Source organism: Rhodanobacter geophilus (genome assembly GCF_040812275.1).
GTDB classification, from domain to species: Bacteria; Pseudomonadota; Gammaproteobacteria; order Xanthomonadales; family Rhodanobacteraceae; genus Rhodanobacter_A; species Rhodanobacter_A geophilus.
Map to the genome: position 1 here is coordinate 178,478 of NZ_JBFOHL010000006.1, position 19,431 is coordinate 197,908.

Here is a 19,431-nt window from a genome sequence, read left to right on the forward strand (position 1 = left end):
CCCGATGAGAACTGCAGTATAGGCGAGCGCGATGGCGGCCGTAGGAGCGGCTGCAGCCGCGATTCCCGAACGCGCCCGTCGCGGCTGAAGCCGCTCCTACGGCTGCTGCTAGCGCGTGCCGAACTGCGGCAGGCGCAGGCTCACGCGCAGGCCGCCGCCCTCGCGGTTGGCAAGCAGCACCCGCCCGCCGTGCGCCTCGGCGATCTCGCGCGCCAGTGCGAGGCCCAGCCCCGTGCCGGAACGCTTGGTGGAATAGAACGGCAGCAGGGCCTGCGCCAGCACGGTCTCGCTCATGCCGGGGCCGCGGTCGGCCACCTCGATGCGCAGCTCGCTGCCGGTATCGAGAAGGGTCAGGCTGACCTCGTCCTCCGCGCTGCCGGACTCGTGCGCGTTCTTGATCAGGTTGATCAGCACCTGCTCGATCTGCACCGGGTCGAAGCACCCGGGATGCGTGGGTGCCGGCGACGCGAGCCGGTATCGGCAATGCAGCGCCAGCGAAGCCAGGAACGGCTCCCACTCGACCGCTTGCGGCTGCGGCGCCGGCAGCTTGGCGAAGCTGGCGTAGCCGGCGATGAAGCCGTGCAGGTGCCTGGCGCGCTCGCTGATGGTGGCGAACACGCCGGGCAGGCGTTCCAGGTTGCCGCGGCGCGCCAGTTCCGCGCCGGAATGCGCCAGCGAGGAGATCGGCGCCAGCGAGTTGTTGAGCTCGTGGCTGATCACCCGGATCACCCGCTTCCAGGTCGCCACTTCCTGCCGCGACAGCTCGCGCGTCATGCGCCGGAACAGGTGCAGCCGGTGCGGCCGGCCCTGCAGCCGGAACGCGCGCTGCGACAAGTGGAAGGTTTCCTCGCTGCCGTCCATCTCCACGCTGAGCAGTGCGTCCTCGCCGCCTTCCACCGCGCGCGACAGCGCCTCCGGCGCCTCGGTCAGCAGCTCGGTGAAATCCAGCCCGTTGAGGCTCTTGCCCTCGTTGAACAGGTGGCGCGAGGCGATGTTGGAATAGACCACGCGGCCGTTGCCGTCGGTGAGCACCAGCGCCACCGGCGTGTTCTGCACCACCGTCTCCAGCAGCAGCTCGCGCTGCACCAGGTGCTGGCGCTGCTCGCGCAGGGTCTGGCCCAGCGCGTTGTGCATGCGGATCAGCTCACCCAGCTCGTCGCTGCGGCGCGCCGCGATGGAGAAGCTGAAATCGCCGTCGCGGTAACTCGCCACCGCGCCCTCCAGCGCGCGCAGCAGGCGGCTCAGCGGCGACATCACCAGGTGCGCCAGCCACCACGCCAGCGGCAGCAGCACCAGCGCGCTGACCGCCAGGCCACCATAGATGCCCAGCTGCGCCGGCGTGCGGATCGACACCGACAGATCCTTGTGCAGCCAGTCGAACAGCTGCGGCAGCGGCCACTGGGTCAGCCCCACGTAGACCAGCGCGCCGGCCACCGCGGCCACCGCGAGCAGCAGGGTCAAGCGGAACTGCAGCGTGTTCAGGCGGCGCCACATCAGGGCCTGGGCCTGCTCAACGACATGCCGGATCGTGTGGCGTCTGCGCGCAACTCACCGGCGGCTGGCCGTTTTGCCAGGGCCGCTCGGTACCCATCACCGCGTTCCGGTCGTTGGCGTTCGGCGGCGGCGGCTCCGGCTCCCATGTCTTGCGCTCGCTCTTGAACTTGAACGGCGAAGGTTTCGCCGGCGTATCGCCGCGATGCGGAACGCCGTCGTGCGCAGGGGCGATGCTGGCGGCAGGCGCCGGAGCGGCCCACTGGTCGGGTGCCGTCTGCGCCGCGGCCGCGAAAGCCGGCAGGCAGAGCGACAGGAAAGCGAAGCTTCGGATGCGCATGGGAACCTCCGGGCAATGAAGCACGAACGTCGGGCAGCTTTCCACGCCGCCACCGGGCCCGCAAGCGACATCGGTCATGCCGACGCCGTCAGCCCGTAACGCTCCATGCGCCGGTACAACGCCTGGCGCGACAGGCCCAGCACCTGCGCGGCGCGGCTCACCACGCCCTCGGCCTGGTGCAGCGCGCCCTCCACTGCCTCGCGGCTGGGTTCGTCGAGGTTGCGCGCGGCGGCCGGCGCGACCTGCGGCAGGTTGAGCAGCTCCGGCGTGATCGGCTTGCCGCCGGCCAGCAGCGCGGCTCGCTCGATCGCGTTCTTCAGCTCGCGCACGTTGCCCGGCCACGGATAGGCCAGCAGCGCCTCGCGCGCGGCGTCGCCCAGCGCGGCGCGACCGGCGAGGAAGTGCTCGGCCAGCGGCAGCACGTCGTCGCTGCGCTCGGCCAGCGGCGGCAGGTTCACCTCGATCACGTTGAGCCGGTAATACAGATCCTCGCGGAAGGTGCCGGCGCGGATCATCGCCTTGAGGTCGGCGTTGGTCGCCGACAGCACGCGCACCTTCGCCTGCCGCGTCTTGCCGGAACCCAGCCGCTCGAACTGCCCGGTTTCCAGCACGCGCAGCAGCTTCATCTGGCCCGGCAGCGGCAGGTTGCCGATCTCGTCGAGGAACAGCGTGCCGCCGTCGGCCAGCTCGAAGCGGCCCTCGCGCGCCTTGTTCGCGCCGGTGTAGGCGCCGGCCTCGGCGCCGAACAGCTCGGCCTCGATCAGCTCGCCCGGCAGCGCACCGCAGTTCACCGCCACGAACGGACCCTTCTTCACCAGCGAGTTCGCGTGCACTATGGCCGCGATGCGCTCCTTGCCCGCGCCGTTCGGCCCGGTGATCAGGATCGGCACCTCGGCACGCGCCACCTGGCAGGCCAGCTCCAGCGTGCGCGCCATCGCCTCGGAGGCGAACACCAGGTGGTCGAGGTCGTAGGTGCTCTGCAACACCTCGCGGCGACGGCGGCGTTCGCGGCGCGCGCGGCTCATCTCGCGGGTGGACTCGGAAAGCTCCAGCAGGTTCTCCACCGTGGCCAGCAGCTTGTGGTCGTCCCACGGCTTGGCGAGGTAGTCCGCGGCGCCGGCCTTCACCAGCTCCACCGCGGTCTCCAGGTGGGTCCACGCGGTCAGCAGGATCACCGGCAGGTCGGGGTGGCTCTCGCGGATCGCGCGGAACAGCTCCACGCCCTCCTCGCCCGAGGTGGTGTCCGCGCTGAAATTCATGTCCTGGATCACCACATCCACCCGCTCGCGCTCCAGCGCGGCCAGGCCCTCGGCCTGGTTCAGCGCCACCACGGGGCGGATGTCGTGCAGCGACAGCAGCAGCGACAGCGCCTCACCCACGGACGGGTTGTCGTCGACGATCAGTACGGTACGCATCTTGTTCCTGCACATGTCCGCATGGATGCGGCTCCGGTGGAAAAGGTTGCCATGACCATCGGCCTACGTACATGAAAATTTCCGCACATCACACGCTCCGCGTCGCCACCACCGGGGGCACCGCCGCCGCGCGCAGTGCGGGCGACAGCACGGCGAACTGGCCGAGCAGCAGCATCAGCGCCGCGCCCGGCGGCAGCCAGATCCACGGCAGATGCGGCAGCTCGTAATAGCGCATCAGCCAGGCGTTGCCAAAGTAGGCCAGGACCATGCCCAGCGCCACGCCCGCCCCAACGATCAGCGCGTTCTCGGTCAGGAAGTAGCGCAGGATGTCGACGCGCCGCGCACCCAGCGCCCGGCGGATGCCGATCTGCCGCGTGCGCTTCTGCACCCAGAAGCCGGTGAGGCCCATGATGCCGATCACGGTGACCACCACCACGGTCAGTGCCACGCCGGCGAACAGCCACAGCGCGGCGCAGCGGCTCTTGAAGGCCTTGCTGCTGCGGGTATCGTAGAAGCTGGCATCCGCCTGTGTTCCCGTCGACAGCCGCGCGCCGAACTCGCGCAGGATGGCCTTGCGCACGCCGCGCAGCGCCGTCTCGCGCATGGCCGGATCGACCCGCACGGCATACAAAAGCGGCATCGACGTGTCGCCCATCCGCTGCGGGAACAACATGGTGTCGTCGGCCCGCCCCTGCGTCGCCATGCCGAGCTGGTTACGCAGCAAGTGGCGCACGATGCCGACAATCCGATAGCCGGGCCCTGCCGGCTCCTCCGGATCGGTCACGCGCTGCCCGAGCGCATTGGCCTGGCCAAACAACTGATGCGCCAGTGCCTGCGTAATGATCACCGGCCTGGGCACATCCTTGTAGCCATCCACGGCCCGGTACTCATCGGGCAGGAAATCGCGCCCCGCCAGCAACGGGATGCCGAGCGTGTTCAGCAGACCCTCGCCGGCATATACGTTGACGCCCAGCTTGACCTTGGTGGGCCCCTGCATGCCAAAGGCATAGACGCTGCTGAACACCATCGGCAGGCTGCCGGCCGGGCTGACCGCGCGCACGCCAGGCACCTCGCGCAGCGCCTGCGCGCCGGCCTGCACGTCCGCAGCCGTCCATCGGCCGGTGGCAGCCGCCAGTTGATCGACCAGGATCAGGTTGGCCGTATCCACCCCGCCGGGCGCCAGCATCGGCTCCAATTGCCGCCAGGTGAGGAACATCACGTTGCACAGGATGGCGCAGGCCAGCGTCACCTGCAGCAACACCAGCAGCGGCATCAGGCACTGCCGGCGCAGGACGGAAACATGGATGCGCAGCGACATGACGCTCCCTCATTCACTCTTGATCTGCAAACCCGGCTCGACCAGCGCGACCCGCCAGGCCGGCAGCAGGCCCACCAGCGCGCCCACCGCCAGCGCCAGCGCGAACAGCGCGCCAAACATCGCCGGATCGAGTTGCGCCAACCCGGAGAATTCATCGCTTTGCTGGCGCAGTATCCACAACCCCAGCCAGGTCAGCGGCAGCGCGAGCACGCCGCCGACCAGGCACACCAGCCCCGATTCCAGCACGTGCTGCAGGAACACCGCGCGCCGTGGCGCACCCAATGCGCGACGCATGCCCACCTCGCCGCTGCGCCGAAGGAAGCGCGCCGACAACAGGCCCGCCACGTTGACCATGCACAGCAATAGGAACGAACCGGCCAGCCACACGTTGAGCCGCACGCTGTCCGGCACCACGTCGTTGCGCCTCATCCAGCCGGCCACGCCGGTCAGCTCCGAACGCGGCCGCTTGCCGAAGCCGGCCCGCGCCATCGTCTGCTCCGCGTAGTCCTGCAGGAAGCGGCGGTACGCCGACACCTGCTGCGACGTGTCTAGCTGCACCCACAGGCCCAGCGACGCGCAACGGACGGGATCGACCGCGACGCCATAGCCACCCTTGTACGAAGCGTCGCAATCGTCCGAACCCCAGGGGACCAGCCCCGCATCCAGTGCAGCGGCATAGGGCGCGTAGAGGTTTTCCTCGCCCCCGGACGAGAACGAACCCACGCTCAGCTCGTAGAAATGTGGCTGCGGCGCATACGGCTCGATCACCCCGACCACGCGGAACAAGGTGTTCTTGAGCCGCACGCTGCGTCCGACGGCATCGGCGGTACCGAACAGTTTCTGCGCGAGGGCGGCATCGATCACCGCCACCGGCACGCGGGCGGCGTCCTCGGCCGGTGTCCAGTCGCGCCCGTAGCGCAACGATACGCCGAACATCGGGATGAAATCCGAGGTCGTCGCCAGGATCAGCTGCTGGCTCTGCGCATGCCTGCCGTCATCGGACACTTCGTCGGCAGCCATGTCCGCCACCACCGTTTGCCGTGCCGCATGATGTGCCGCCAGCAGCGCCTGTGCATCGGCCAGTTTGATGCGGTGATAGCTGCGATCCTCGGCAATATTGTTCAGGGCCGCGTCCTCCGTGTCGCCCCGCGGCTTCGCCAGCACCGTATCCACCCACGCCAGGTACAGGTGCTGGCTGCGCCCCGGCAGCGGATCGGCCGACAGCACGTGCAGCAGGGTCAGCGTGGTCATGCACGCCGCGAGGCCCAGCGCCGTCGTCAGCACCACCAGCACCGTGCTCTTCGGAAAGCGCCGCAGGCCGTGTGCGGCCAGTTCGAGACTGTAGCGAAGCATGTCCCCTCCGTTTGCCTGGCGCCCCGTCCTCGCGCCCGGCAAACATATTACATGTGTAATTTTTCAGCCACCCTCCGCCTGCCAAAGGGGAACAGGCAAGATTCACACGCTCCGCGTCGCCACCACCGGCGGCACCGCCGCGGCGCGCAGCGCAGGGCCGAGCACGGCGAGCTGGCCGAGCAGCCACAGCACGACGGCACCCGAGGCCAGCCAGGCCAGCGGCATGTGCGCCAGTTCGTAGTGCTTCATCAGCCACAGGTTCAGTCCGACCGCACCGAGCGAGCCAAGCAAGATGCCTGCGCTAACGATCAGCAGGTTCTCGAACTGGAAGTAGCGCAGGATGTCGCGCCGCGTGGCGCCGATGGCACGACGGATGCCGATCTGCCGGGTGCGCTGCTGCACCCAGAAGCTGGACAAGCCCACCACGCCAAGCGCGGTCAGCGCCAGCAGGCAGCCGGTGACCACCAGCAATACCCAGATCATGGCGCGGTCCCCGTGGTAGTAGTCCGAAACCGTGTCGGCGTAGATGTGACCGTCGGTGACAATGCGTGCGGGATCGATGCGGGTGAGCACGCCGGGCAGATCGCGCTTGACTGCGCCGCGCGCGTCCGGCCGCACGCGCAGCACGTACACGCCCCCCTGCACGCGGGTCACCGGCAGGATCAGGCTGCGATCCACACCTTGGTCTTTGTTGATGCTCGGGTTGAGCAGATGACCCACCACGCCAACCACCTGCACGGCGTGCTTGCCGTCGCTGTCCAGCCAGAAGGTTTTCCCCAATGGGCTCTCGCCGGGCCACAACTGTCCCGCCAACGTGCGCGTGACAATAACGACCGTCGGCGGCGGCTGGTCCTTGAACGGGTTGTAGTCGACATACTCCTGCGGCAGGAAATCGCGCCCAGCCGACAGCCGGATGCCCAGCGTACGCAGCATGCCGGGCGAGCCCAGATATTCGACTACGTTGTCGAGTCCGCTCTTCTCGTCGCCGGGGCGGCGAAAGACACCCATGCTCCAGTAGTTGTTGGTAAGCGGCAGCGTGTTGGCCATCGCCGCTGACTCGACACCTGGCAAGCCACGCAAGGCGGCCAGGTCGGCAGCAGCCACATCGGTCGGATCACGGCTGACCGCGGCTCCGCCCAGATCGAGGCCGCTGGCCCGCGCCCATACCAGTTCGTTGTCGGCGACGCCGGTGGGCACGCGCATGGCCGCCAGGCGGTCTCCAATCAGGAACAGCGCGTTGGTGACGATGGCGCAGGTCAGCGCGATCTCAAGCGCCACTAGCACGATGGTGGTCTTGTGATGCTTCAGTGCGGAAATGATGGGATGCATGCGCGATGTCCCTATTGCGTCTTCAGCAAACGGGCCGGCACGATGCGGCAGGCGCGCCACGCCGGGAACAAGGCCGCCACCAAGGTGGCGCACACCGCCAGCAAGAAGGTGGCACTGAGCATCACGCCATCCATGTGCGCCAGCGTGGCATACGGCACCGGCTGCTGGCGCACGATCCACAGGCCGAAGATGGCCAGCAACAGGCCTAGCGCGCCGCCGGCCAAACCCACCAGCGCCGCTTCCACCAGCAATTGTGCGAATACTGAACGCTTCGATGCGCCCATGGCGCGGCGCACGGAGAGTTCGCCGCCCCGGCGCAGGAACTTCACCAGTAGCAGTGCCACAGTGTTGACCAGGCACACCAGCATGAAGCCCAGCGCCAACAGGGCCTGCAGTTGCACGCTGCCCGGCACCACGTGGTTGTAGTCCAGCCACGCCATCACGTCGCGCAAGCGCGTGTTCGGCGGCCGCACAAAGTGGCCCAGAGCTTTCTGCTGTTCCGAATAATTGACGAGGAACTCATGATAAGCCACGACTTGCTGCGGCGTGTCCAGCTGCACCCAGAAATCCATCCAGGCGCAGCTGCTAGCCTTGCGCAGATCGCCGTCGCTCGGAAATTTTCCCCAGCAACTCATGCTGTTGGCCCCGCTCAACTTCAGATCCAGCGCCGTCTGCAGCGGCAGGAACACCTGTTCGGGCTCGTTGGTGTAGTTGCCCATCCCGAGATCGTAGAAATGCGGCGACGGGTTCCAGCGGTCGATCACCCCAACGATGCGGAAGTCGTACTTGCCCAGTTGCAAGGTCTGGCCCACCGCATGCGGCGTGCCGTAGAGCTTGTCGGCCAGGTCGCGCGAAATCACCGCTACGCGCGAACGCCGCTCGTCATCGCTTGCCGCCCATCCACTGCCATCCAGGAACGGCACGTCGAACATCGGGAAGAAATCGGCCGTGGTGGAACGCGCTGGGGTGAAAAAGGCGTGCGATGCGCCCTGCGGCGGCACCACCGTCACCCGTCCGCCCGTCATCGCTGCCTGATGCACACCCTTGCGCGCATGCAGCAGGTTCATCGCGTCGATCCAGGTCAGTTGATCCGGCGGATCGTGGGTCGGGTTGTCGCTGTCCATCGGCCGCGGATCGATCTGCGGATAGAACAATTGTCCGCTGCGCCCCGGTATCGGATCGGCCGTCATCACGTGCAGCACCGTGATCATCGTCATGCTGGCGCCGATGCCCAGCGCGATCGCCAGCACCATCAGCGCGGTGAGCACCTTGTTGCGCTTCAAGCTATGCAACGCCAAGTCGAGGTAGTAGCCGAACATTCCATGCCTCCTTGTTGAACTCTCCTCTCCCGCAAGCGGGAGGGGGAGCAAAGCCGTCACACACTCCGCGTCGCCACCACCGGCGGTACCGCCGCCGCGCGCAGTGCGGGGCCGAGCACGGCGAGCTGGCCGATGGCCCAGAGCGCCAGGGCGCCGGTCGGGAAATAGCTGGCCGGCAGGCGCGGCAGTTCGTAATGTGTCATCAGCAGCAGGTTGATCGCGTAGGCCAGCGCCATGCCCAGCACGACGCCGCCGGTGACGATCAGGAAATTCTCGGCCTGGAAATAGCGCAGGATGTCGCGGCGGGTGGCGCCGATCGCGCGGCGGACGCCGATCTGCTTGCGCCGCTGCGCCACCCAGAAGCTGGCGAGGCCGCCGATCCCAAGCGCGGTAACGACCAGCAGCGCCACGCACACCGTGGCGAGCAGCCACGCCATGGCGCGGTCGCCGGCGAAGTAGCCGTCGCGCAGGTCCGCATAGGTGCCCTTGTCGTTGATCAGCATCTGCGGATTGAGCGCCATCAGCTTGTCGGCGGCCTCGCGCAGCACGCGGCCGCGCGAAGCGGGGTCGGTACGCAGCACATAGAGCGCCGACAAGGCGGAAGCCGGACGTGCGGCGAACAGCGCCACGTATTCCGACGCGGTGCCGCGCAATTCGCCGCGCACCATGTGGTCCACCACGCCGATCACCCGGAAGCGCCGATTGCCGATCCAGAACGTCCGCCCCAGCGCGTCCTGCTCCGGCCACAGGCGCCCGGCCAGGGCGCGGGTGATGATCATCGAGGACGACTGCGGCATCCACACGTCCATGCCGGCGTACTCGTCGGCGTCGAAGTCGCGCCCTTCCACCAGCTTCAATCCCAGCGTCTGCAGGTAGCCGGGCGAGCCCAGCATCAGCTGCACGTTCGGTCCGCGCCTGGTGCCGTCGGCGTCCATGCTCGGGTTGAAGTTCATGTCGTTGTTGGCCAGCGGCAGCGAGACCACCGTCGCGACGGATTGCACGCCCGCGATGCCGCGCAGCGCGGCCAGGTTGCGCTCGGTCACCGGCGTCGCGGCGTCGCCCGACACGCCGTCGGTCATCAGCCATACCAGCCCGCTCTCGGCGAGGCCGGTATGCACCTGCATCTGCGCCAGCCGCTGGCGGATCATGAACACCGCGTTGCACAGGATCGCGCAGGCCACGGCGATCTCCAGCACCAGCAGGCCGGCGGCCAGCTTGTGCCGGCGCAGCGCGGAAAGGATCGGTCGGAATTCCATCATGGCGTCCTCAATGGCTCTTCAGTTGCAGTGCCGGCGGCACCAGGCAGGCGCGCCATGCCGGCAGCAAGCCGGCCAGCAGGCTGGCGAGGATGGCCAGCACGAAGGTGGTGAGGAACATGCCCAGGTCCAGATGCGCCAGCGCGGCGTAGTTCGTCGGCGAACGCCGCACCGCCCACAACCCCGCAAGCGCGAGCAGCAGGCCGACCCCGCCGCCGGCGACGCCGACCAGACCGGCCTCGGTCAGCAGCTGCGCGAACACCGCGCCACGCGACGCCCCCAGCGCGCGCCGCACGCCGATCTCGCCCGAGCGCCGCAGGAACTTCGCCAGCAGCAGGCCCACCGTGTTGATCAGGCACACCAGCAGGAAACCGAACGCCACCCAGGTCTGCAGGCGCACGTCGCTGGGCACCACCTCGTTGTGGCCCAGCCAGTCCATCAGGCCGCGCAGCGCGGTAAGCGGCTTGTCCTTGAACTGGAAGCGCCCCAGCGCCCTCTGCTGCGCGGAGTAATGCACCAGGTAATCGCGGTACGCTGCCACCCTGGCGGGCGTGTCCAGCTCCACCCAGTACTGCAGCCACACGCAGGGCTGGTTCTCCAGGTGCACCTGGTCGGCGAGCTGGCCCCAGCAATCCAGCGAATTGCCCTGGATGCCCAGCTCCGCCAGGTCGCGCGAGGTGGCGAACGGGATGAACACGCCGTCGCTCTCCGCAAAACCGCCCTGGCCGTACAGGTCGTAGAAGCGCGGCACCGGACGCCAGTGCTGCAGTACCCCGACGATGCGGAAATCCCACTTGTCCAGTCGGATGCTCTTGCCCACGCTGTCGACGCCGTCGAACAGCTTGTCGTTGAGCGCCTGCGAGATCACCGCCACGCGCGCCCGGGCATCGTCGTCCGCCGCCGTCCAGCCGGCGCCGTAGCGGAACGGCACGTCGAACATCGGGAAGAAATCCGTGGTGGTCGCCACCGTGGAAAGCGACATCGGCCGCGCGCCCGGCTGCGGACCGAACACCTTCAGCTTCGCGCTCACCACGATGGCCTGCCGGTCGGCGCGGTGCTCGCGGAGCAGGTTGGTGGCGTCGATGTAGGTGTACTCGGCTTCGGGCTCGGTCTTCGAACGCGTGTCCGGCATGATCTGCGGATAGAACAGCTGCCCGCTCTTGCCCGGCAGCGGGTCGCCCGAAAGCAGGTGCAGCACCGTCAGCGTGGTGATGCACGCGCCGATGCCCAGGCCGATCGCCAGCACCATCAGGCCGGTGAGGATCGGTGTGCGCTTGAGGCTGCGCCATGCAAGATCGAGGTAATACCCGAACATTCCATCTCTCCTTGTTGAACTCCCCTCTCCCGCTTCCGGGAGAGGGGCTGGAAGAAAGGGTTCGGACAGCGCGCAACGCCACGCTCCGCCCGTGCCCTCTCCCGCCCCATCCGGGGCACCCTCTCCCGCGGGCGGGAGAGGGAAAAGCTCACACGCTCCGCGTCGCCACCACCGGCGGTACCGCCGCCGCGCGCAGCGCGGGGCCGAGCACGGCGAGCTGGCCGAGCAGCCACAGCGCGAGCGCGCTCACCGGCAGGAAGTACCAGGGCATGCGCGCGACCTCGTAGCGCTGCATCAGGTACAGGTTGATGCCGAAGGCCAGCACCAGGCCCAGCACCACGCCGGCGGTGCTGAGCAGGAAGTTCTCGGTCTGGAAGTACTGCATGATGTCGCCGCGGGTGGCGCCCACCGCGCGGCGGATGCCGATCTGCCGGCGCCGCTGGCCCACCCAGAAACTGGTGAGGCCGACGATGCCGAACGCGGTGACCGCGAGCATCACCACGCAAACCAGCACCAGCATCCACACCATGCTGCTGGTGTCGGCGAAATAGTCGGCGCGCATCTGCGCGTAGGTCTTGCCCTCCACCACCGCGCCCGGCTCCAGCCGGCCCAGCGCCTGCACCGCCTCGCGCACGACGCGGTCGCGATCCTGCGGCGCGCTGCGCAGCACGTAGTCGCCCATCATGCCGTCGGGGCGCGACGGGTAGAACACGCTGGAATACCGCCCGCCGGGACCGCTGAACTTGGGGTCCTGCGCCAGCACGTCGCCGACCACGCCGACCACCGTCCAGCTTTCGCCGTTGGCATACAGCGCCTTGCCCAGCGCATCTTGGCCGGGCCACAGGCGCTGCGCGTCGCTTTGCGTGACCAGCAGGACGTGACCGGTGGACTGGAAATCCTTCAGGCCGCTGTCCGCGTATTCGTCGGCGTTGAAGAAGCGCCCCCGCAGCAGGTGCAGCCCCAGCGTCTGCTCGCCGCCGCTGCCGAGGAAATACACCGAGGTGTTCACCGTGGTTTTGCCGTCCGGCGTGGCGGTGAACCCGGTCAGCGCCGGATTCTGGTCCAGCGGCATGCTGGTCACCGGCACCACCGCCGTGACGCCGGCAATGCCGCGCAGGGCGGCCAGGTCGCGCGGGATATCGCTGGCGGCACGCCCGGGATCGGTGCCGTTCAACGTGATGACCGAAAGGCCGGACTCGTCGATGCCGTTCGACCAGTGGATGTTCGCCACGCGCTGGCCGATCATGAACACGGCGTTGCACAGCACGGCGCAGGCCAGCGCGATCTCGAGCACGATCAGCACGGCGGGGATGCGGTGGCGGCGCAGGCTGGAGAGAATCGGACGGATTTCCATGATTGAGCTTCCTTGAAGAGTGTGGCCATGGATGGCCGCTTTCACGCGCAGGGAAAGCGCATCAGACATCTTTCAGTTGCGGTGCGGGCGCCACCACGCAGGCACGCCACGCGGGCAGCAGGCCGGCGACCAGGCTGGCGACCAGCGCCACCACGAAGGTGAACAGGAACATCGCCAGGTCCAGGTGGGCGAGGCCGGCGTACTGCGCCGGCTGGTGGCGTATGCCCCACAGCCCAAGCTCGGCGAACACCAGGCCCAGCACGCCGCCGGCCATGCCCACGATGCCGGCCTCGACCATGAACTGCGCGAAGATCGCGCCGCGCGATGCCCCCAGTGCGCGGCGCACGCCGATCTCGCGCGAACGGCGCAGGCACTTGGCCAGCAGCAGGCCCACCGTGTTCACCACGCAGATCAGCAGGAAGCCGAACGCCAGGCCCGCCTGCAAGCGCACGTCCTCGGGCACCACCTGTTCGCTGCGCATCCATGCCATCAGGCCCGACAAGGCCGTGCGGGACTTCTGGAACCTGCCCAGTGCCACCTGCTCCCTGGCGTAATTGCCGAGGAACGACTCGTAGGCCGCGACATCGGCGGCGGTCGGCAGCTGCACCCACAGGCCGAGCCAGATCGCCGGGGCCGATTCCAGGTGCTCGACATCGATCGACTTCCCGTAGCCCATCATCGTGCTCGGCATCAGGCCATCGGCGCGCGCACCCTGCAGCGGCACGAACACCGCGTCGCCCTTGCCGTAGCTGCGCCCGCCCAGGTGCACCGCGTAGAAGCGCGGCTGCGGCGCCCACGCGCGCAGCACGCCGATGATGCGGAAATCGTGGTCCTCGATGCGGATCGTGCGCCCCACGCTGTTCGCGCCGCCGAACAGCCTGTCGTTGAGATCGTCCGCGATCACCGCGACCTGGGCGCGGCTGTCGTCGTCCGCCGCGGACCAGCCCGAGCCGTACCGGAACGGCGCGTCGAACATCGGGAAGAAATCGGCCGTGGTCAGCACGCCCTGCGCATAGAACGGCTTGCCGACGCTCGACGGCGGGGTCAGCTTGACCTGCGACATGGCCATCGCCGCCTGCCGCTCCGCCTTGTGCGCCCGGATCAGGTTCATGGCGTCGACATAACTCAACAGGAACGGCAGCCGTTTCCCGCTGCGCGAGAACGGCTGGTTCGCGGGATAGGGATCCAGCTGCGGGTAGAACAGCTGCGCGCTCTTCTGCGGAATCGGATCGCCCGACAGCAGCTTGAGCACGGTCAACGTGGTGATCGTGGCGCCGATGCCCAGCGCGAGCGCCAGCACCATCAGCGCGGTGAGCACCTTGTTGCGCCTCAGGCTGCGCAAGGCCAGATCGAGGTAGTAGCCGAACATCGCATGTCTCCTTGTTGAACTCCCCTCTCCCGGCGGGAGAGGGGAGCAAAGCCGTCACACGCTCCTCGTCGCCACCACCGGCGGCACCGCCGCCGCGCGCAGCGCCGGTCCGAGTACCGCCAGCTGGCCGATGACCCACAGCGCCAGCGCCCCGACGGGCAGGTAATAGCCGGGAAGCCGCCCCAGTTCGTAATGCGCCATCAGGAGCAGGTTGAGGCCATAGGTCAGCACCATGCCGAGCACGATGCCCAGCGTGGCGATAAGGAAGTTCTCGGTCTGGAAGTAGCGCCGGATGTCGCCCCTGGTCGCGCCAATGGCGCGGCGGATGCCGATCTGCCGCCGGCGCTGCGCCACCCAGAAACTGGTGAGGCCCACGATGCCCACCGACGTGACCACGAGCAGCAGCACACATACGCCGACCAGCATCCAGGCCATGGCGCGGTCGTTGCGGTAGTACTTGTCGCGCGCCGCTTCCAGCGTGGTGGCGTACTTGGGCGAGATCAGCCGCAGCGGGCCGTCCGCCTTGAGTGCGCGCAATGCGCCCTGGATCACGGTCTGCCGCTGCGACGCGTCCCTGACCCGGATCAGATACCTGCCCTGCGAATACGGCATCTCCACCGGAAACAGCATGGCGTAGTCGTAATTCTCGGCCGGACCGTAGTCCCGTGGCTGCACAAGCCGCTCCACCACACCCACCACGCGGTCGGCACCGAAGGCGTGGATGGTCTTGCCCAGGGCCGACTGGCCCGGGAAGAAATGGTTTGCCAAGGCCTTGGTGATGATGACGGGCGCGCTCGAACCGCCGCTTTCCAGCTGCGCATAGCTGATGACTTCGTCCGGCTTGAACCGGCGGCCATCCGCCAGCTTCAGGCCCAGCGTGTCGGCCAGCTGCGCATTGCCCAGGTATTGGGTGACCTGGATGCCCGGTGCCTTTGCGTCATCGCTGAGGCTGACGCCGCTGAAACTGACGCCATCGCCGAACAGCACCTGATTGACCACGGACACGTTGACTACGCCGGGGATGGCCCGCAGCGCCGCGAGGTCGGTACGCGTCTGCGCCATGACCGCGTCCGCCGAACCGGGCGTGACACTGCGCACGCCGACGTGAATCAGGTGCGCTTCGTCCACGCCGGTGGACCGGTGCATGAGCTCCAACCGGTTGCCGATCAGGAACAGCGCGTTGCAGACCACCGCGCATGAAAAAGCGATCTCCAGCACGAGCAGGCATACGGCGATGCGGTGGCGGCCCAGGGCGCTGAATATGTGGCGAAAATGCATGAACGCTCTCCGGCCTAGTTCGATTTCAGCGCCACGCCGGGCGCCACGTGCATCGCCCGCCACGCCGGCAACAGGCCGGCCAGCAGGCTGCTCAGCAAGGCCAGCACGAAGGTGGCCAGCAGCATGCGCAGATCCATGTGGATGTATGCGGCGTAGTCGGTCGGCTGGTGACGCACCAGCACCATACCCAGGCCGGCCAGGGCCAGGCCGGACACGCCGCCGGCCAAGCCAACCACCCCGGCCTCGACCAGGCACTGCAGGAAGATCGCGCCGCGCGAAGCACCCAGCGCGCGGCGCACGCCGATTTCGTTGCTTCGGCGCAGAAACTTCGCCAGCAGCAGGCCGACGGTATTGAGCAGGCAGATACCGAGGAAGCCGAGCGCCAGCCACATCTGCAAACGCACATCGGCAGGCACCACGCCCTTGGCGTCCAGCCACGCCATCACGTCTTGCAGATCGAGCTGGCCGGGATGGGTGAAGCGGCCGGCCTTCTGCTGCAGCGCGATGTAGTTGCGCAGGTACTGCCGGTAGGCCACAGCCTTCGCGGGCGTGTCCAGCTGCGCCCAGTATTGCAGCCATATGCAAGGGGCATCGGCACCATGTGCGTCCTTGCTGTTGCCCCAGCACCACATCTGGCCGCTGGTGGAAAGTTTCATGTCGGTCGCGGTGGACAGTGGCAGGAATACGTCTTCACTGTCGCCGAATTGGCCGTCGCTGAGGTCGTAGAAGCGCGGGTTCATGTCCCAGTCGCCCAATACGCCGATGATGCGCAGCGACCCGTCGCCGACCTGCAGCATCTTGCCGACGCTGTCCGCGCCGCCGAAGAGCTGCCGGTTGAGCGTGCCCGAGATCACCGCCACGCCTGCATGGCTTGTATCGTCGCTGCGACTCCACGCATGTCCGTAGCGCAGCGGCACGTCGAACATGGGAAAGAAGTCGGCGCTGGTGTACCGCGCATCCACGTCCAGCGGATCGCCTTGCGCGGACACCACCACCAGGGAGCCGGCCGACATCATCGCCTGGCGGTCGGCGCGCGCGTCGTGCAGCAGCGCCTCGGCGTCGCGCCGGGTCAGGTTGTCCGGCGCGTCGTCTCCCGGCTTGAATGCTTCGTCGGGAGACACGTTCATGCGTACGCGGAACAGCTGCGCGCTCTTCGCGGGGATGGGATCGCCCGAAAGCACGTGCATCACCGTCAGCGTGGTCATGCTTGTGCCGATGCCCAAGGCGATCGCCAGCACCATCAGCGCAGTGAGCGCCTGGTTGCGCCTGAGGCTGCGCAGCGCGAGATCCAGGTAGTAGCCGAACATTGCATCCCTCCTTGTTGAACTCCCCTCTCCCGCTTGCGGGAGAGGAGTTGGGGAAGAGGGCGCTTTCGGCACTGAGGCCAGCCCGTACCCTCTCCCCCGGCCCCTCTCCCGAAGGGAGAGGGGAACAAAGCCGTCACACGCTCCGCGTCGCCACCACCGGCGGCACCGCCGCCGCGCGCAGCGCAGGCCCGAGCACCGCCAGCTGGCCGATGACCCACAGCGCCAGCGCCCCCGCCGGCAGGTACCACAGCGGCAACCGCGGCAATTCGTAGCGCGTCATCAGGAACAGGTTGAGGCCGTAGGCCAGCACCATGCCCAGCGCGATGCCGAACGTGGCCAGCAGGAAGTTCTCGGTCTGGAAGTAGCGCAGGATGTCGCCGCACGTGGCGCCCAGCGCGCGGCGCACGCCGATGATGCGTCGGCGCTGGCCCACCCAGAAGCTGGCCAGGCCGCCGATCCCGAGCGCCGTCACCACCAGCAGCACCACGCACACGCCGACCAACGTACCCGCCATCGATCGATCGGCCTGGAAGAATTCCGCACGCGCCTCGTCGTAAGTGCGATGTGCCAGCACGACGCGGTTCGGGTCGATGGCCTTGAGCCTGGCGACCGCCTCGCGCAGTACCCGTGTACGATCCTGCGGCGCACTGCGCATGACATAACTGCCGCCGCCGTCACTCAGGTTCTCGCTGATGGGCACGACGAAACTGAAGGCGGGCCCATCCTGGAGCATGTTCGGCCGTGTCAAATGCGCAAGGACACCAACCACCTGCAACGAAATGTCCTTGCCGATGTAAAACGTCTTGCCCAGCGCGTCCTGCGCCGGCCACAACCGCTGCGCCATCGCCTGCGTGACGATCGCGACGCGCGGCAAATCGTTCGGGCTGTTGTCGTTGATCCCCTGCAATGCCTGCTCAAGCGTCACGAATTCTTCCGGCTCGAAGCTCCGGCCGGCGATCAGCTTCACGCCGAAGGTCGGCAACAGGTTCTTGCCGAAATACAGGCCGGCATTCAGCGAGGGCTGCGCCTGATCGGGTTTGAGTTTGATATTGCTGTTGTTGCCGCTGCCGAACGGCAGCTTGTCCACCAGCGCCGCCTGGGTGACGCCGGGAATCTGCCGCAACGCAGCCAGGTCGGCCTGCGTGCGCGCCCCTGCGTCCGGGCGAGTGCCGATGTAGGCCATCTGGATCTGCACCAGTTCGTGCTCGGCGATGCCGCTGGGCATGTGCATGCGCTGCAGGTTCTGCGCGATCAGGAACATCGAATTGCAGACGATCGCGCAGGTCAGCGCGATCTCCAGGATCAGCAGCCACATCACGAGTTTGTGGCGGCGCAGTGCGGCAAGGATCGGCAGGATGTCCATGGTGGTTTCCTTTTTGCGCTCATCGTGATCGCGAAAATCAAAAGAGCAGCCATCCATGGCTGCACTTCTCAATTACTCTTCAGGGCGGAGGCGGGTGCGATGTGACAGGCGCGCCATGCCGGCAGCAGGCCGGCCAGCAGGCTTGCGCCGATGGCCAGCACGAAGGTGATCAGCAGCATCGCCGGATCCAGATGCGCCAGCGAGGCATACTCGGCAGGCCGGTGGCGCACGATCCACAGGCCGAGCAGCGCCAGCAGCAACCCGCCCATGCCGCCCGCCAGCCCGACCATGCCGGACTCCACCAGCAATTGCGTGAACAGCGCGCGGCGCGAAGCGCCCATCGCGCGGCGCACGCTCAACTCGCCTTGCCGCCGCATGAACTTGGCCAGCATCAGCCCGACCGTGTTGACAAGGCACACCAGCAGCAGGCCGAACGCCAGCCACGTCTGCAAGCGCACGTTCGCAGGCACCACCTGGTTGTAATCCAGCCACTGCATCACGTCGCGCAGGCGCACGTTCGGCGGCCGCTGGAAGCGGCCGAGCGATTTCTGTTCCTCGGAATAGCGGGTCAGGAACTGCCTGTACGCCGTGGCCTTGGCCGGCGTATCCAGTTGCACCCAGAACTGCAGCCACGCGCAGTGGTCATTGCGGGTCATGTCCTTTCCATCGGCGCCGTTGCCCCAGCAATCGGTGCCGCCGTCGTGGTCGAACCCTGCGCTCTGCGAGGTGGCCAAGGGAATGTAGATGCCCTCGTCTTCGTTGTAGCTCTTGACGTCCAGGTCGTAGAAGTGCGGGTTCGGCCGCCAGTCGCCGAGCACGCCGACGACAAGGAAGTCATGCCCGCCAAGGCTCAGCGTCCGGCCGACGCTGTCCTTGCCGTCGAACAATTTGTCGTTGAGGACGTGGCTCAGCACCACCAGGCGTGCGCGATCGCGGTCGTCCTTCGCGCTCCACGGGTGGCCGTACTGGAACGTCACGTCGAACATCGGGAAGAATCCGGCGCTGGTGTAACGCGCTGCCTCGAAGAACGGATCCAGCGTCGTGCGCGCCGGCTGGATCGCCACACGGCCGCCCGTCATCAACGCCTGCCGCTGCGCACCCTGCTGCGCGTCAAGCAGGTTCATGCCGTCGATCCACGACACCTGATCCATCGGCTCCATGCCGGGCCGGTAACCGAAACTGTCGCGCGGGTCGATCTGCACATGGTAGAGCTGCGCGCTCTTGCCGGGAATCGGATTACCCGACAGCACGTGCAACACCGTCAGCGTCGTCATCGACGCACCGATGCCGAGCGCGATGGCCAGCACCATCAGCGCGGTCAGCACCTTGTTGCGCCTGAGGCTGCGCAGTGCGAGGTCCAGGTAGTAGCCGAACATTGCATCCCTCCATGTTGAACTCCCCTCTCCCGCTTGCGGGAGAGGGGTTGGGGGAGGGGGCGCTTTCGGCACTGAGGCCAGCCCGTACCCTCTCCCCCGGCCCCTCTCCCGGAGGGAGAGGGGAGCAAAGCCGTCACACGCTCCGCGTCGCCACCACCGGCGGCACCGCCGCCGCGCGCAGCGCAGGCCCGAGCACCGCCAGCTGGCCGATGACCCACAGCGCCAGCGCCCCCGCCGGCAGGTACCAC

The 19,431-nt window shown here is 67.7% G+C and carries 15 protein-coding genes; all 15 read right to left on the minus strand.

What is annotated here, in order from left to right:
• Positions 1 to 108: 108 nt before the first annotated feature.
• Positions 109 to 1,494, minus strand: a complete 1,386-nt coding sequence (locus ABQJ56_RS08570) for a sensor histidine kinase (protein WP_367844589.1) — start codon at positions 1,492 to 1,494, stop codon at positions 109 to 111.
• A 16-nt stretch (positions 1,495 to 1,510) separates the two neighbouring features.
• Complete coding sequence (locus ABQJ56_RS08575) at positions 1,511 to 1,831, minus strand: hypothetical protein (RefSeq protein ID WP_367844590.1); 321 nt, start codon at positions 1,829 to 1,831, stop codon at positions 1,511 to 1,513.
• A gap of 74 nt (positions 1,832 to 1,905) precedes the next feature.
• Positions 1,906 to 3,246 (minus strand): sigma-54-dependent transcriptional regulator, encoded by a 1,341-nt coding sequence (locus ABQJ56_RS08580; RefSeq protein ID WP_367844591.1) that lies wholly within the window; start codon positions 3,244 to 3,246, stop codon positions 1,906 to 1,908.
• An 88-nt stretch (positions 3,247 to 3,334) separates the two neighbouring features.
• Complete coding sequence (locus ABQJ56_RS08585) at positions 3,335 to 4,462, minus strand: ABC transporter permease (protein WP_367844592.1); 1,128 nt, start codon at positions 4,460 to 4,462, stop codon at positions 3,335 to 3,337.
• 111 nt (positions 4,463 to 4,573) lie between these two features.
• The gene (locus ABQJ56_RS08590) at positions 4,574 to 5,917 is read right to left on the minus strand and encodes an ABC transporter permease (protein ID WP_367844593.1); all 1,344 of its coding nucleotides are present in this window, start codon (positions 5,915 to 5,917) and stop codon (positions 4,574 to 4,576) included.
• A gap of 102 nt (positions 5,918 to 6,019) precedes the next feature.
• Entirely contained in the window at positions 6,020 to 7,246 is a 1,227-nt protein-coding gene (locus ABQJ56_RS08595) for an FtsX-like permease family protein (protein WP_367844594.1), read from the minus strand.
• Positions 7,247 to 7,257: 11 nt separating this feature from the next.
• Positions 7,258 to 8,565: an ABC transporter permease gene (locus ABQJ56_RS08600; protein WP_367844595.1), complete on the minus strand. Its 1,308-nt coding sequence runs from the start codon at positions 8,563 to 8,565 to the stop codon at positions 7,258 to 7,260.
• A gap of 56 nt (positions 8,566 to 8,621) precedes the next feature.
• On the minus strand, positions 8,622 to 9,821 hold the full coding sequence (locus tag ABQJ56_RS08605) for an ABC transporter permease (RefSeq protein WP_367844596.1): 1,200 nt from the start codon (positions 9,819 to 9,821) through the stop codon (positions 8,622 to 8,624).
• Positions 9,822 to 9,831: 10 nt separating this feature from the next.
• Positions 9,832 to 11,136 carry an ABC transporter permease gene (locus ABQJ56_RS08610; protein ID WP_367844597.1) on the minus strand — a complete coding sequence of 435 codons (1,305 nt, stop codon included), beginning with the start codon at positions 11,134 to 11,136 and terminating at the stop codon, positions 9,832 to 9,834.
• Positions 11,137 to 11,284: 148 nt separating this feature from the next.
• Positions 11,285 to 12,490: an ABC transporter permease gene (locus ABQJ56_RS08615; protein ID WP_367844598.1), complete on the minus strand. Its 1,206-nt coding sequence runs from the start codon at positions 12,488 to 12,490 to the stop codon at positions 11,285 to 11,287.
• A 61-nt stretch (positions 12,491 to 12,551) separates the two neighbouring features.
• Positions 12,552 to 13,859, minus strand: coding sequence for an ABC transporter permease (locus tag ABQJ56_RS08620; RefSeq protein ID WP_367844599.1), 1,308 nt, complete (start codon positions 13,857 to 13,859; stop codon positions 12,552 to 12,554).
• A 54-nt stretch (positions 13,860 to 13,913) separates the two neighbouring features.
• A complete protein-coding gene (locus ABQJ56_RS08625) occupies positions 13,914 to 15,137 on the minus strand; it encodes an ABC transporter permease (RefSeq protein WP_367844600.1) in 1,224 nt (407 codons plus the stop codon).
• 14 nt (positions 15,138 to 15,151) lie between these two features.
• A complete protein-coding gene (locus ABQJ56_RS08630) occupies positions 15,152 to 16,444 on the minus strand; it encodes an ABC transporter permease (protein ID WP_367844601.1) in 1,293 nt (430 codons plus the stop codon).
• A 133-nt stretch (positions 16,445 to 16,577) separates the two neighbouring features.
• Complete coding sequence (locus ABQJ56_RS08635) at positions 16,578 to 17,807, minus strand: ABC transporter permease (protein ID WP_367844602.1); 1,230 nt, start codon at positions 17,805 to 17,807, stop codon at positions 16,578 to 16,580.
• A gap of 68 nt (positions 17,808 to 17,875) precedes the next feature.
• Positions 17,876 to 19,183: an ABC transporter permease gene (locus ABQJ56_RS08640; protein WP_367844603.1), complete on the minus strand. Its 1,308-nt coding sequence runs from the start codon at positions 19,181 to 19,183 to the stop codon at positions 17,876 to 17,878.
• Between the last annotated feature and the right edge of the window lie 248 nt (positions 19,184 to 19,431).

Bases quoted from the DNA above. Each gene is read 5' to 3' on its own strand.
- ABQJ56_RS08605 (WP_367844596.1), bottom strand. From the start codon at position 9,821: ATGGAATTCCGACCGATCCTTTCCGCGCTGCGCCGGCACAAGCTGGCC.
- ABQJ56_RS08610 (WP_367844597.1), bottom strand. From the start codon at position 11,136: ATGTTCGGGTATTACCTCGATCTTGCATGGCGCAGCCTCAAGCGCACA.
- ABQJ56_RS08600 (WP_367844595.1), bottom strand. From the start codon at position 8,565: ATGTTCGGCTACTACCTCGACTTGGCGTTGCATAGCTTGAAGCGCAAC.
- ABQJ56_RS08570 (WP_367844589.1), bottom strand. From the start codon at position 1,494: ATGTGGCGCCGCCTGAACACGCTGCAGTTCCGCTTGACCCTGCTGCTC.
- ABQJ56_RS08640 (WP_367844603.1), bottom strand. From the start codon at position 19,183: ATGTTCGGCTACTACCTGGACCTCGCACTGCGCAGCCTCAGGCGCAAC.
- ABQJ56_RS08630 (WP_367844601.1), bottom strand. From the start codon at position 16,444: ATGTTCGGCTACTACCTGGATCTCGCGCTGCGCAGCCTCAGGCGCAAC.
- ABQJ56_RS08575 (WP_367844590.1), bottom strand. From the start codon at position 1,831: ATGCGCATCCGAAGCTTCGCTTTCCTGTCGCTCTGCCTGCCGGCTTTC.
- ABQJ56_RS08620 (WP_367844599.1), bottom strand. From the start codon at position 13,859: ATGTTCGGCTACTACCTCGATCTGGCCTTGCGCAGCCTGAGGCGCAAC.
- ABQJ56_RS08625 (WP_367844600.1), bottom strand. From the start codon at position 15,137: ATGCATTTTCGCCACATATTCAGCGCCCTGGGCCGCCACCGCATCGCC.
- ABQJ56_RS08615 (WP_367844598.1), bottom strand. From the start codon at position 12,490: ATGGAAATCCGTCCGATTCTCTCCAGCCTGCGCCGCCACCGCATCCCC.
- ABQJ56_RS08595 (WP_367844594.1), bottom strand. From the start codon at position 7,246: ATGCATCCCATCATTTCCGCACTGAAGCATCACAAGACCACCATCGTG.
- ABQJ56_RS08585 (WP_367844592.1), bottom strand. From the start codon at position 4,462: ATGTTCCTCACCTGGCGGCAATTGGAGCCGATGCTGGCGCCCGGCGGG.
- ABQJ56_RS08580 (WP_367844591.1), bottom strand. From the start codon at position 3,246: ATGCGTACCGTACTGATCGTCGACGACAACCCGTCCGTGGGTGAGGCG.
- ABQJ56_RS08590 (WP_367844593.1), bottom strand. From the start codon at position 5,917: ATGCTTCGCTACAGTCTCGAACTGGCCGCACACGGCCTGCGGCGCTTT.
- ABQJ56_RS08635 (WP_367844602.1), bottom strand. From the start codon at position 17,807: ATGGACATCCTGCCGATCCTTGCCGCACTGCGCCGCCACAAACTCGTG.